Consider the following 14,212-nt stretch of genomic DNA (forward strand, 5'->3'; position numbering starts at 1 on the left):
CAAAACCTGACTGAAGAGAGTAGGCAACATATCGCCCAAGAGTCAGGTGAAGACTGTGCCACGTCTGATGAGTTGAGTTTTATCCATGATGCCGTGCTTTTGCCAGAGACCGTCGCGGCGGTATTGGGCGTCAAGTCCTTACCGCCCCAAAAAGATGCCACCAAAGGTCAAAATAGCTTACAAATGAGCGGCATTTATGTGGATGCAACCTTTGGCCGCGGCGGCCATAGTCGCTTATTATTGAGTCATCTTGCTGATGATGCCAAGCTTATTGTCTTTGATAAAGATCCGACTGCCATTAGCGTTGCCAAAGAGCTGGCAAGTACGGACAGCCGGGTACATGTGGTACATGATAGTTTTGCGACGTTGACGTCCAGTCTGGCCGCGCTCGGTATTACGCAAGTGGATGGGTTGATGGCAGATCTGGGTATCTCATCACCCCAGATTGATGATGGCAGCCGCGGCTTTAGCTTTATGCGCGATGGGGCGGTCGATATGCGGATGGATACCAGCCGTGGCCAGTCGGTTGCTGAGTGGCTAGAAAAAGTCGATGACGAAACCTTGGCCAATGTGCTGTATGAGTTTGGGGAGGAGCGTCACAGTCGCCGCATCGCCCGTGCCATCAAACAGATGGACAGTTATGAGTCAACGCTTGAGCTGGCTGAAGTGATTAAGATTGCCCATCCTAATTGGCAGCGCGGCAAACATCCTGCGACACAAAGCTTTCAAGCCATGCGTATTTTTATTAACAATGAGCTTGGCGACGTCGATGACTTTTTGGCGCAAAGTATTCCAATTTTAAAGCCGGGTGGACAGCTTGCGGTCATTAGCTTTCACTCATTAGAAGATCGCCGTATTAAGCAGTTTTTGCAGCGTCATAGCAAAGGGCAGTATCCAGAAGATGAGAATTTACCGATGCCGCCCAAGCGCCCGCGTTACTTTAGTAAGCCTAAACGTGTTGGTCCAAGTAAAGCTGAAATAAGCCACAATCCACGTTCGCGTAGTGCGTGGTTACGACTGGCGACACGTACTGATAGTGATTATTTACCTGACGTCGAGCAATAAACCGCTCCTTTTTTGCTGGAAATCATTTTAATCGGCTTTCTAGCGACTAGAGACGAGTAAATGCTTTAATGATTACGCTGCTGTTAAAAAGCTGTAAACATTATCTGCTAGGCTCGGCAGTTACTTTTTGGTTTGGTTTTACTTTTGTTGATGGTGCTGATGGCTCATGAGTTTTTAATAACTCACCAACCGTTATCGTTTTTTATATTTTGAAGTTCACTTTTTTGAGATGGTCATGGCAATATCTGACAAACCTGCAAACCGTCGTACCGCAGCGGCCTACAATGCTGATGTTGGCGAACTGTTTGTGCGCCGATTTAATGTGGTTAGTATTTATGTGGTCATACTGTTGCTGTTGGCAGCGGCTATTATATGGAGTGGTATCAAAACGGCCGACGGCGTTCAGCAATACCATCAGGACTATAAAACCTTGCAAGATATGAAAAAACAAGAGCGTAAGCTACAAGTTGAACATCAGCGCCTGTTGATTGAGCAGCAGACATTTAGCGCGACACCGCAAATTGCCAGTCGTGCGGTTGCAGAGTTGGGTATGTTTTCACCAACTCTAAAAGATAAGCTGATTATCCAGCCGGGGGCGGCGGTCGCGGTAGCACCAGTCGGTTCTAGTGGCTCGGATGGGGTGGTTGCAGCTAATGATTCAGATATTATCGCACCAGCAATCGCTAATGAGATGTCTGTGCCCGATTCCGACCTAGCGGAGGCAGGACAATGACGGATAAGAAGTCTAACGCCAATAGCGACAAAGCCACCGCAAAGAATACGAGCAAAAAACCAACCAGCGGCACCAGTGGAAAAGTCACCAAGCCTTTACGCCGTGTGAGTGCGGCTAAATCTGGACAAAAGAGCAGCAAAGCTGACAATCAATCCACCGATAACCGCAAATCCACGCTATTTGGCCGTCTAAAAAAGAACGAAGAACAAGGCGCTTATACCAGTGTCAAAAACCTGAAAAATAAAAGAGCGTTTTTGGGGAAAGCCTCTGGGGCTTCATCTCGCGGCGGCTTTGAGCAGGATAAAAATCGCTTTCGTATGATTTGGGCTATTGCTCTTGTCATCTTGGGCTTGCTAATCGCCCGTGCTTATTATTTACAAGTCGCTAATGCCCAGTTTTATCAAGATAAAGGCGATGAGCTTATCACCAGCGTGCGGACGCAAAAATCTTATCGCGGTATGATTACGGATCGTAATCATTTGCCATTAGCGGTTAGTGCGCCACTGGCGACGGTCTCTTTTAGTCCACACGATTATGCTCGCGAATATTACGAGCTTAAACGCATTATCATCACCAACCCTGAGAGTCCGCAGCTGGTCGCGCGTATGCAAAAGCGCTTGGACAACATGGACTTAACTCAATTGGCGGCGGCAGCCAACATCTCGGTCGGTGAGCTAAAAAAAGCAACTGCCATCGATGACAGTATCGATGTGACTGATGAAGAAGCCGTCAAAGCGGCACTGCCATCTGGTGCAGGCTCGCATTATCTTCCTCTTTTGAATAAAGTGACGCCCGAGATTGCCCAAAGTGTCAGCTCGCTGGATTTTCCTGGCGTCTATGAAAAAAACTTCTTTCAGCGCTATTATCCACAGCCGCAACCGAATGCCCAACTGTTAGGCTTTATGGGACAAAACGCCAATGACCCTGAAGGCGGTTACGAAGGGCGTGCCGGTGTTGAACGCCAGTATGAAGCTGAGCTGGCGGGTGCCGATGGTAAAGTACTGGTGCTAAAAGATGCCAAACAAAACAGTCTTAAAGAAATTAAGCAGATTGAACCTGAAATAGCGGGCAAAGATGTGGCATTGACCATTGATTCGCGTTTGCAATACTTGCTGTATAAAGAGCTGGAAAAAGCCGGACGTTTACAAAAAGCGCGTTGGTCTACTGGCATGATCGTCGATGTACAAACTGGGGAGGTGCTCGCCTTATCAACTTGGCCATCATTTAACTCCAATAACCTCAATGAGATGACGGGTGAAAACCAGCGTAACCGTGCGCTCCTTGATGTCTTTGAACCCGGTTCAGTGATGAAGCCTTTCACGGTTGCTGCCGCCTTAGATTCAGGCAAATATACAGCCACCTCTTTAATTGATACCAATCCTGGCTCTATCCGTGTTCGTGGTTATACCATTCGCGATCATAATAATTTGGGCATGATTAATATGGCGACGCTGTTACAGAAGTCTAGTAACGTGGCTTCAACCAAGATTGCGCTATCGCTACCCGCTGATGCTATTACCAATATGCAAAAACAGTTTGGCTTTGGGACAAAAACGCCGTTACAGTTCCCAGGCGAAGGTAGCGGGCTGGTGGTCACGCCAAAAGAAAAAGAAACAGCAAGGCGCGCGACGGTCAGTTATGGTTATGGTCTACAAGTGACGCTGGCACAGGTCGCACAGGCTTACTCAGCACTGGCGGCAGGTGGGGTTATGCATCCTTTAACACTCATTAAAGATAACGAACCACAGCCCAGCAAACGCATCATGGCACATGAACAAGCGATGGCGATCGTACAAATGATGGAAAGTGTGACCGAAGATGGCGGTACGGCTAAAGGCGCTGCTATCGATGGCTATCGCGTCGCCGGTAAAACCGGAACGTCGCGCCGTATCAATCCAGAAGGCGGCTATCATACCGATCAGTATCGTAACGTTTTTGCTGGTATGGCGCCAGCGTCGAACCCAAGGCTGGTTGGTGTGATGTTAATCGAAGACCCACGCGGTCAAATTTATGCTGGTTTAACGGTGGCACCTGTCTTTCATAATGTTATGAAAGAGGCACTACGTTTATATAATGTGCCCTTGGATAAGCCATTAAAGACGGAAGCTCAGTAGATATTGCTATAAGATTTTTGCCTGTTTCACCACTCACTATTTGATTTGTTTTAACCGTTTAGGATATGCCAATGACCACGTCTACTTCATCGCCAAGCAGCGCTACTGTCACCTTGCAGCAACTGGCTGAAGCCAGCAGTAGTCATAGACATGGTTTACAGCAAGCCTTAAACGCGATGATCACGACATCGGCGCAAACATCAGTCAATCAAGTGACTGAAAATCAAGTGACTGAAAATCAAGTGTCTTTGGTTGTCCATATCCCGTTTCACCAGTTTCGTTTAGACAGTCGTCAGTTAGCAACCAGCGATGTGTTTGTCTTATTAAAAAGCCAAATACCAAACTGTCAAAAAAGCCGCGACTACCTCTATCAAGCCGCTACAAAGGCGGCTTTTATCCTATCAGAAATCGATCCTATCGCGCTGCTCGCGGCCGCCAATGTGCCCCCACATGCCAATATTGCTTTAACCTCTGATACTTTTCAGTCATCGGCACAGCAGCAACTCACAGCGCTGCCTTGTCCAGTTTTATACGTACCCAACATTCGTGATTTTTTAGGGGATTTGTGTCAAGCGCGTTTGCAGTACCAACAGCCAGTGCGTTTACCCACTGTGGTGGCAGTGACAGGCACCAACGGCAAAACCACCATCAGTCAATTGGTTGCCCAGTTAACCCAGCTAACTGGCATGAGCAGTGCGGTAATGGGGACGGCAGGTAATGGTAAGCTGGGGGCGTTGGTTCAAGCCAGCCACACTACAGGTGATGCGCTAGCCGTACAGCAGTTCTTATATCAAATGGGTTGTGATGGCGCTGAGTTACTCGCACTTGAGGCGAGCTCACACGGACTGGATCAGCAGCGTTTGCAAGGCGTACCGGTGTCGGTTGCGATTTATACCAACTTGAGCCGTGACCATTTAGACTATCATGCTGATATGACAGAATACGCGGCGGCCAAAGCCAAATTATTTGATAAAGCGCACTTTCCAGATTTGACCCACGCCATTATTAATATCGATGACGAGTATGCACAAGTGATGCTGGACACGGCGCATGCCAGCGATTTAACCGTGTGGACATACAGCTTAGATGCGTCCAAAACTGCGACTTTTGTCGCCGCTGACATCAAACCAAGCCTACAAGGTGTCGAGATTGCTCTGCGCGTCGATGTTGATAGTACTGACTGTGATGATACGGATCTTGGTGGCAAAAAAGATGGCAGTATTGGTGTCGTTAGTCCGCTATTGGGACGCTTTAACGTGGCAAATTTGCTCGCCGCTATGGCGGCTACAGTGGCACTTGGTTCTGATTTTGATAACGATATCGAGCCTATTGCTGCTGCCGTGCCAAAGCTGCAAGGTGCGGTTGGACGTATGCAGCGCGTGCCCTCTAATAATGGTTGTTTTATCGTGGATTATGCTCATACGCCTGATGCCCTGCGTCAGGTATTGGCGAGTCTTAAGACCCATTGTAAGGGGCAGCTATGGGCAGTATTTGGGTGTGGCGGTGACCGTGATGCTGGCAAGCGCCCATTGATGGCGCAGGCAGGTCTGGCGGGTGCAGACCAAGTCATTCTAACGGCAGACAATCCACGTACCGAAGACCCCCATATGATTTTGCAAGACATGCAAGCCGGTATGAGTGACGAGCAATACCAGCGCACACACATTGAACCTGCGCGCCAAGCCGCCATTGAATATGCGGTTAGTCATGCGGCTGTCGATGACATTGTGGTTATTGCGGGTAAAGGTCATGAGACCTATCAAGAAATTGACAATGTACGTTATGATTTTGATGACAGTGTTGTCTTACAACATGCCCTCAGCAACGCTGGTCGAATGTAGATAGTAGCGGCTGCACGCGGTTTTTCATGTTTCGCAAAAAATTCAAATATAAAAAATAAGTAGTCATCATATAAGGTAAGCACTATGACAGCCGATAACGATAACACCATCCAGTCACAAGGGCTGTATGTGTGGCAAGTAGACAATTTGCTCGCAGCGACAACAGCACTTGCTGGGCATTGGCAGCTCTCAGAAGAGCAAGTAAGTACCGGGCAGTCAGAGCTAGCAAAAAATGCAGTGGTGAGTAACCGTATCGCCACCGATACGCGCACCATAAAAAACGGCGACATCTTTTTGGCGCTCAGTGGTGAGAATTTTGATGGTCATGATTATATCAACATGGCGGCATCGAAAGGCGCGGTCGCTGCTATTGTCTCGCGTCCTATTTCTACGAGTATTCCGCAGTTGGTGGTGAAAGACACACGTTTGGCGCTCGGACAATTGGCCGCGTATCGTCGCCAGCAGCATAAAGACTTGACTGTGATTGCGATTACTGGCTCTAGCGGTAAGACCACCTGTAAAGAGATGCTCGGTAGTATCTTTGGCCGACTGGCACCGACACTGATTACCCGTGGCAATCTAAACAATGATTTGGGTGTACCGATGATGCTTCTTGAGCTGTCAGATCATCATCGTTATGCCATCTTAGAGTTGGGTGCCAATCATATTGGCGAGATTGCTTACACGACTGAGATTGTCCAGCCTGACGTGGCCTGTATCTTAAATATCGGTACCGCCCATCTGGGTGAGTTTGGTAGTCGTGAAGGCATTTGCCAAACCAAAGCGGAGATTTATCACACCTTATCAGACACGCAGTTCGCCATTGTTCCTGACAAAGATGATTTTACCAATCAGCTACGCCGTATCGCTGAAAAATACACCTCGCATGTCATTGGTTTTGGTAATACCGACGTGAGTGCGAGTCACTTGGATGTAGAGCCTGAGCGTAGTGAGTTTAAACTGCATATTGGCAACCAATTACATGACATTAACTTGCCGCTGGCAGGGGAGCATAACGTCAACAATGCGTTAGCCGCTGCTGCTTGTGCGCATGCGTTAAATATTGCTGCGAGTGACATTGTGATTGGGCTAGAAAATGCGCGACCTGCTAAAGGCCGTTTAAACAGTCAGCTGCTTGGGATGCATCGCTTGATTGATGACACTTATAATGCCAACCCACACTCGGTGCGTGCAGCTGCAAAAGTACTGGCGGCGCAAACGGGAATACAGGTCATGGTGTTAGGAGACATTGGAGAGCTGGGTGACGCAGCCGTTAGCGAACATCAAAGCTTGGGACGTACGATTGCGACTACTGGTATTGACGTACTGCTTTGTGTTGGTGAATATGCGCCTTACACTGTGGCGGGTGCGCAAGAGATTTCTGATATCAGTGCCCATGCTTTTACCGATAAAGACCTTTTACTACAGTATTTACAACCGTATTTGCAGGCGCAACAGTCTCAGCCTTGCACTGTGCTGTTCAAAGGCTCTCGTTCCATGCAGATGGAAACCCTTATTCATGCGCTAGTAGAGGAGTAGGCGGTGTTAGTTTGGTTGTTTGGCTGGCTTGGCCAGTATTATACACCGTTTTCTGCGGTTTCCTCACTCACGCTACGTGCGTTACTCGCGGTCATTACCGCCCTCGCATTCAGCATGATTTTTGGCGGGCGTGTCATTCGGCGTCTACGGGCGCTTAAGTATGGTCAGGCCATTCGCAATGATGGTCCGCAATCGCATTTGGCCAAAACTGGCACACCGACCATGGGTGGGGTGCTGATTTTGAGCGCGATTGGGGTATCGACCTTGCTGTGGGCTCGTTTGAACAATCCGTATGTTTGGATTTTGCTCGTTGTGATGGTTGTCTTTGGCGCAGTCGGCTGGGCGGATGATTGGCTCAAGATTAAATACAAAGATCCGAAAGGGTTAATCGCGCGCAAAAAGTACTTTTGGTTATCCATGGGGGCGTTATTCGTCGGCGTTTCTTTGTATTATATCGCGACGCTCCAACCAGATGTCGCCACCACTCGTGAGATGCAAGACTTGTTATTGCCCATCTTTAAGGATTGGATGATTCCGTTTTCGGCGGTGCCTTTTGGTATTGGTTTTATTATTTTTACGTATTTTGTGATTAATGGCGCGTCTAACGCTGTTAATTTAACCGACGGCTTGGATGGCTTGGCAATTTTGCCTGTGGTCTTGGTCGCGGCAGGTCTGGGTGCCATGGCTTATGTGTCAGGCGACGTACGTTTTGCTGATTACTTGCATGTGCCTTATATTGCTTACAACTCTGAAGTGATTATTGTCTGCGGTGCGATGATTGGCGCCGGACTTGGTTTCTTATGGTTCAATGCTCATCCAGCGCAAGTGTTTATGGGTGATGTTGGGGCGCTAGCACTGGGTGCGATGCTCGGTACCATAGCCGTCATGACGCGGCAAGAGATTGCTTTTGCGATTATGGGCGGGCTATTTGTGGCCGAAGCGCTGTCAGTGATGTTACAAGTTGGTTCGTATAAACTGCGCAAAAAACGCGTCTTTCGTATGGCACCACTGCATCATCACTTTGAAGAAATTGGCTGGAAAGAGACGCAAGTGGTGGCAAGGTTTTGGATCATTGCCATCATATTGGTCATCCTTGGGTTAATGACGCTCAAACTGCGTTAAAGCAGACATACCTGATTGATGGTTTTATCATTCAATCAAAAGCCATCTCACATGTGATTGAGGTGGCTTTTTTATTGCGCCTTTTATTACTTAGCGAGTCTGAACTTTGTTAAAATACTCGCCATATTGCGATGATCTTGAGATGCTTGTGTCCTTATTTGTTTGCCCGCTTTGTCAATCACCACTACAGCCCGCGTTAGATACGTGGCGCTGTGATGGCAGCTTAAACCCTAAACAAACTGTCCATACTTTTGATGTGGCGCGGCAGGGCTATGTCAATCTGTTGCCCGTGCAACAAAAGAAGTCCAAGACCCCAGGCGATAGCCAAGCGTCTATCGAGGCGCGAAAGCGCTTTTTGAATAAGGGACATTATAAAAAGTTGCAAGCGTTAATTGGTCAGACAATGGGGCAGTTACTCGCGCAGCGTGAGCCAGTAGCGACATCGCATAACGTGCCTGTGAACTGGTTAGATATCGGTTGCGGTGAGGGCTACTACACGCAGGCTATGGCAAAAATGGCGTCAGATACCACAGTTACCATAGATGCCTTAATCGCAGCTGACATCAGCAAGCCTGCATTGGTTGAATTGGCGAAAGAGAGCAAGGCGGCGGGAAGGCTTTGGTATCAGAAAAACACAGATAACACCGACAAGGCAACCGCCATTTATCCCCTCGTAACGAGCGCCGCTCATCTACCGTTACGTGCTCACAGTATGACGGGTATCAGCAGTATTTTTAGTCCGATTTTGCCTAAGGCTTTTGCTGAGGTGTTGACTGACAATGGCTATTTAATCATTGCCAAACCAGATGAGGGGCATTTAGCGTCAATGCGTGAGGCGTTATTTGATAGCGTCCGCGAGCACGATTCAGATAAGTTCCTACAAGAATTAGCCCCATATTTTACTCTGATGAATACTTATCGCGTCAGTGCTGAGATGTCTTTGTCAGCCGATGATTTGGCTGATCTAATGACCATGACCCCGTATGCCTATCGTGCCAAAAGTGAGAAAAGACAAGCGTTAGTGGCCACCGTTGAAAAAGAGGCGTTTAGGACTGAGGCCAGATTTGTGGTTTATGTTTTGCAAAGAGCGCTTGTTAAATAGCGTTTGTTATCACTAAAAACCCCAGTATTTTCATAGCTGTAGTCGAAGCGTGGCATCTCTAAATAAATCGAGCAGTTACGCTTTGACAGCATAAATCACTTAGACATCCCAATTGACTCTATGTCATTATTCAAATCGAAATCAATATCTTATGAGTTTAGGCAGGTTGCACGGCACTGCCTAAACTCATAAACAGTCTTTAGAAAAATTGGAGCACTCTAGGGTAACACTATGAAAAAACTATCAACATTGAGCAAACCTCTCGTAATGGCACTAAGTATGGCCAGTATCAGTGTGGCAACTGTGGCAGTCAGTCAAGCTGCTACCTCCAAAGCCCCGAGTAGTGAGCTACAGGCGGCTTCACAGAGCAAGATTGATCTAGAGCAAGCGCTGTTACTCGCCAATAAAGCAGTGAAAGGGGACATCGTCAGTGTAGAGTATGATCAAGAAGATCGTACGGTAAATGGAAATTATGAGATCAAAATTATTACCAATAATAATGAACAGGAAGTAAAAGTCCACGCCAATACAGGTAAGGTCACAAAAGAGGAAGTAGAGCGCTTAGATAAAGAGGATTTGGCAGAATACAAAGCCATGAAACAAGCTAAACTTACCTTGACGCAAGCCATCAGCAAGGCCAACCAAACCCTAAAAGGTACCGTGCTAGAAGCTGAGTTTGAGACAGATTTTGGCAAACCTGTCTATAAGGTTGAAATTGGTAAAGACAATCAGGTTTATAAAATCGTTGTTGATAGCACGACTGGTAATATCATTCGCAGTCAAGCCCGCGCCGCGGATAGTGATGACTAATTGCTGAGGTTCTACTTGATCCTAAGCCTTTTCAATGACGGCTTAGGGTTTTCTTTTCTGGTAGAATGATGAGCGTATAAAGTCTATTTTTTATCCGACAGCATCGCTGCCAGTCTGATAGTGTCTTACTTTGAATGTGCTAGTGTGCTAACATTAGTGCCATTATTAAAAGGATATTGCTGTGGCGCCTAGTTATAGGCCTAGCTATAATAGTAACAAAGTCACAGCATGTCATGCGATATAAACCTTACTATAAAGATGAATATGCCAATCTAGTTGTCTCTCCCCCTCCTCAGTAAATAATTGCTCCCTATAGCAATTACTCTCATAGAGCGTCTGACGCTTTTTCCTGTGCACGTGCACGGCTTTAATGTTTGTATCCATAATCGATTTATCTATTGAGTTATTAAGAGCAAGCTATTAAAGGCAAGTTATGACAATAACTCGCTCAATATGATGGTTCACATTTTTGTATTCGTTATTTAATGGGCGTTGTGCCTAGCTAAAAATGTGTTAGACCTTTGATTTTAAGTATCTCTTATTTGAGATATTTCTTATCTCAAATATCGCGATTATTGACAGACTAAAGCAGTTTCTAAAAACTGAGTTCAACATGTTAAATACCATTAAAGAGCATTGGTTATCCAATGTTAGAGCCGACGTCCTAGCTGGTACGGTCGTTGCTCTAGCCCTTATCCCTGAAGCCATTGCTTTTTCGATCATTGCCGGTGTTGATCCCCAAGTTGGATTGTACGCCTCATTTTGTATTGCCGTAGTGATTGCTTTCGTTGGCGGACGTCCGGCGATGATTTCAGCCGCAACCGGCGCGATGGCATTACTCATGGTCACGCTGGTGAGAGAGCATGGCTTGCAATATCTACTGGCTGCCAGTGTCTTGACAGGGGTCATACAAATTATCTTTGGCTTTTTAAAGCTGGGTAATTTGATGAAGTATGTCTCTCAATCTGTTGTCCTAGGCTTTATTAATGCCTTGGCGATTTTGATTTTCATGTCGCAGATCCCCGAGCTGATGCCGCAAGACGGCTCAAACCTAATACACGTCTATGGTCTTGTGGCTCTCGGTCTAGTGATCATCTATGGTTATCCCTACCTCCCAAAAATCGGCAAAGTGATTCCGTCACCGCTGGTCAGTATTGTACTGGTGACGGCAGTCGCTATTTTATTAGGCGCAGAGGCGCGCACCATCAATGATATGGGTCAGCTACCGGATACCTTACCCATATTTTTACTGCCTGATATTCCTTTAAACTTAGATACTCTACTCATTATTTTGCCGTATGCCATCAGTCTTGCGATCGTCGGTTTGCTTGAGTCTATGATGACCATGACCATTGTGGATGACTTAACCGATACCAAAGGTGATCGCACCCAAGAGTGTAAAGGTCAGGGTATAGCCAATGTCGTCAGTGGTTTTTTTGGTGGTATGGCAGGCTGTGCCATGATTGGACAGTCTATCATCAATGTAAAATCTGGCGGATACACACGTCTCTCGACCTTGGTTGCTGGGGTGTTTTTACTATTAATGGTGGTGTTCTTAAGCGACTGGTTAAAGATTATTCCAATGGCTGCATTAGTCGCTGTGATGATTATGGTATCAATTGGTACGTTTAACTGGGGTTCTTTTAAAGAGCTAAAAACGAAGCCATTACAAAGTAATATCGTCATGATCTCCACGGTTGCGGTAGTGGTCGCGACTCATAACTTGGCGTATGGCGTGCTCATTGGTGTATTACTATCAGCGCTATTTTTTGCCAATAAGATTGAGCGTTATATGAGCGTGCATACGCAATTAGATGAAGCAGAACGAACGCGTTATTATCAGGTCGATGGACAAGTTTTTTTCTCATCAGCTGAGCGCTTGATTGACTCATTTGATATCAAAGAGTCTGTCTCTAAAGTGGTCATTGATGTATCGCGAGCGCACTTTTGGGATGTGACGGCCGTCGCTGCCATAGACAAAGTCATGATTAAGTTTCGCCGCGAAGGGACTGACGTTGAGCTGATAGGTCTCAATGAAGCAAGCCAAGCGATGATAGAAAAATTCGGCGTGCATGACAAACCTGATGCCGAGCAAAGCTTGGATGCTCATTAATATCAAGCATTAGCAATGTCGTTTTTAAGGATATATAAGGATAAAAATTGAAATCTAACAAAGTATAAGGTACTAAGTGAGTTCAAACCACAGAAACGGTGACCGAACAATACGGCAGAAGCGTAGAGAGTCTTAAAAATAATCAGGTTAATATATGTTATTGTATATTGATTGCTGCCTTGAGTGTGTGCTAGTTTTATTAAATACCGTGGCTTCGCGTCATTCTAACAGTGTTTATCTGTCAAGAGCAGTCGTTTAGTTGATTTAATAATAAGGACAAGGCTATGCTATTAGAAAAGATTAAAACACCTGGTCTTTCGCACTTATCTTATCTAGTGGGATCAGGCGGGCAGGCCGCGGTGATCGACCCACGTCGTGATTGTGCGATATATGTAGAGAAGGCACGAGCAGCAGGACTTCAGATCACTCATATCTTCGAGACGCACCGTAATGAAGATTTGGTTTCTGGCGCGCCGATCTTAGCAGCGTTGACGGGCGCATCGGTACTGCATGGTCCCAATCCAGAGAAACCGATTGCCTATGCGCAGACCGCACGTGACGGTGATTGCTTTACTCTCGGTCAACTTAAAATCCGTGTACTAGAAACGCCCGGCCACACTGATGACCACCTTGCTTACGCTCTGTTTGATAGTGCTTATCCAGAGAAGGCGGTGGGCGTTTTTACGGGTGATGCTCTGTTTGTTGGTGATGTTGGCCGTACTGATTTTTATCCTGATCGCCGCAAAGAAGTGGCAGGTCTGCTTTATGACTCACTACAAGATATCCTTGCATTAGGTGATCAAGCCATTATTTACCCAGCGCACGGTGCCGGGTCCGTCTGCGGGTCAGGCATGGCAGAGCGTGAGTTCTCTACCGTTGGTCACGAGAGATTGAATAACCCGCGTTTACAGATTACCGACCGGAATGCTTTCATTGAGTTTAAGGTTGGCGAAAATCATTATCAGCCGCCCTATTTTCGACTGATGGAGCGCCTCAATATGGAAGGTGGTGATGCGCCGCCAACCGTGATGCGGCCGCGTAACCTTTCGCTTGATCAACTAAACAGCTGTGATGCTGATCATCTTATCGATATTCGCGAGCCAATGGCTTATGCTTCAGGGCACCTGCCTGGATCTATGAGCTTACCTGTGAATATGCTCCCAGCTTTTGCTGGCTGGTTTGTGCAAGAAGGACAAAGCATCGCACTGATTGCCTCTGATGAAGAGCAGCTTGCTACTGCCATGGAGCATCTGGTACGAATCGCCCTTGATAATGTAGTGGGTGGCTATGTGGGCGTGGTACCGGCTGCTGCCAAAGGGGAGCAAATGCAACAAACTCCTATGATCGGTACGTCTGAAGTTGAGGATCGTCTTAATAACGCTGAATGCTGGACACTGCTTGATGTTCGCGATATTGATGAACGAAATACCACTGCGATTGAAGGATCACAGCATATCTATGTTGGGCATCTAAATGAACGTTGGCGAGAACTCGATCCGAGCCGCCACTACACAGTAATGTGTGCCAGTGGTGCTCGAGCGACAGTAGCGGCAGGATGGCTTGCCAGTCGTGGTTTTGAAAACGTTGATATTTATCTAGGGTCAATGGGAGCATGGCAAGCCGCGCATGACTGATGGATTTCTGTTTTTATTCACGAGATAAGCCGTCAAACAGAGAGCGTACATGGCTTATCTAGGTGATTTATTCTCTAAAAGAAAAGATGGCCCCAATTAAAGGCACCATCTTTCTTATTTTTTTATGTGACTTTTTATG

General features: G+C 46.8%; 10 protein-coding genes. All 10 read left to right on the forward strand.

Annotation, left to right across the window (positions count from 1 at the left end; all coding sequences use genetic code 11):
• Positions 1–30 precede the first annotated feature (30 nt).
• The 10 genes from rsmH to JFC06_RS06510 all read left to right on the forward strand — a co-directional run bounded on the left by rsmH (position 31) and on the right by JFC06_RS06510 (position 14,073).
• Positions 31–1,065: a 16S rRNA (cytosine(1402)-N(4))-methyltransferase RsmH gene (gene rsmH / locus JFC06_RS06465; protein WP_227670116.1), complete on the forward strand. Its 1,035-nt coding sequence runs from the start codon at positions 31–33 to the stop codon at positions 1,063–1,065.
• Positions 1,066–1,300: 235 nt separating this feature from the next.
• On the forward strand, positions 1,301–1,798 hold the full coding sequence (gene ftsL, locus JFC06_RS06470; RefSeq protein WP_198334403.1) for a cell division protein FtsL: 498 nt from the start codon (positions 1,301–1,303) through the stop codon (positions 1,796–1,798).
• The gene (locus JFC06_RS06475) at positions 1,795–3,912 is read left to right on the forward strand and encodes a peptidoglycan D,D-transpeptidase FtsI family protein (protein WP_198334404.1); all 2,118 of its coding nucleotides are present in this window, start codon (positions 1,795–1,797) and stop codon (positions 3,910–3,912) included. Before ftsL ends, JFC06_RS06475 begins: the two co-directional genes overlap by 4 nt.
• 71 nt (positions 3,913–3,983) lie before the next feature.
• On the forward strand, positions 3,984–5,753 hold the full coding sequence (locus tag JFC06_RS06480; protein WP_198334405.1) for a UDP-N-acetylmuramoyl-L-alanyl-D-glutamate--2,6-diaminopimelate ligase: 1,770 nt from the start codon (positions 3,984–3,986) through the stop codon (positions 5,751–5,753).
• Between the two features lie 84 nt (positions 5,754–5,837).
• Positions 5,838–7,292, forward strand: coding sequence for a UDP-N-acetylmuramoyl-tripeptide--D-alanyl-D-alanine ligase (locus JFC06_RS06485; protein ID WP_193006502.1), 1,455 nt, complete (start codon positions 5,838–5,840; stop codon positions 7,290–7,292).
• A 3-nt stretch (positions 7,293–7,295) separates the two neighbouring features.
• Positions 7,296–8,414, forward strand: a complete 1,119-nt coding sequence (gene mraY / locus JFC06_RS06490; protein WP_193006503.1) for a phospho-N-acetylmuramoyl-pentapeptide-transferase — start codon at positions 7,296–7,298, stop codon at positions 8,412–8,414.
• A gap of 142 nt (positions 8,415–8,556) precedes the next feature.
• Complete coding sequence (locus JFC06_RS06495; RefSeq protein ID WP_198334406.1) at positions 8,557–9,516, forward strand: putative RNA methyltransferase; 960 nt, start codon at positions 8,557–8,559, stop codon at positions 9,514–9,516.
• A 231-nt stretch (positions 9,517–9,747) separates the two neighbouring features.
• Entirely contained in the window at positions 9,748–10,326 is a 579-nt protein-coding gene (locus JFC06_RS06500) for a PepSY domain-containing protein (RefSeq protein WP_198334407.1), read from the forward strand.
• Between the two features lie 613 nt (positions 10,327–10,939).
• Positions 10,940–12,439 carry a SulP family inorganic anion transporter gene (locus tag JFC06_RS06505; protein ID WP_198334408.1) on the forward strand — a complete coding sequence of 500 codons (1,500 nt, stop codon included), beginning with the start codon at positions 10,940–10,942 and terminating at the stop codon, positions 12,437–12,439.
• A 284-nt stretch (positions 12,440–12,723) separates the two neighbouring features.
• Positions 12,724–14,073, forward strand: a complete 1,350-nt coding sequence (locus tag JFC06_RS06510; protein WP_198334409.1) for an MBL fold metallo-hydrolase — start codon at positions 12,724–12,726, stop codon at positions 14,071–14,073.
• Positions 14,074–14,212 lie beyond the last annotated feature (139 nt).

The organism is Psychrobacter namhaensis (assembly GCF_016107545.1).
Classification (GTDB): domain Bacteria; phylum Pseudomonadota; class Gammaproteobacteria; order Pseudomonadales; family Moraxellaceae; genus Psychrobacter; species Psychrobacter namhaensis.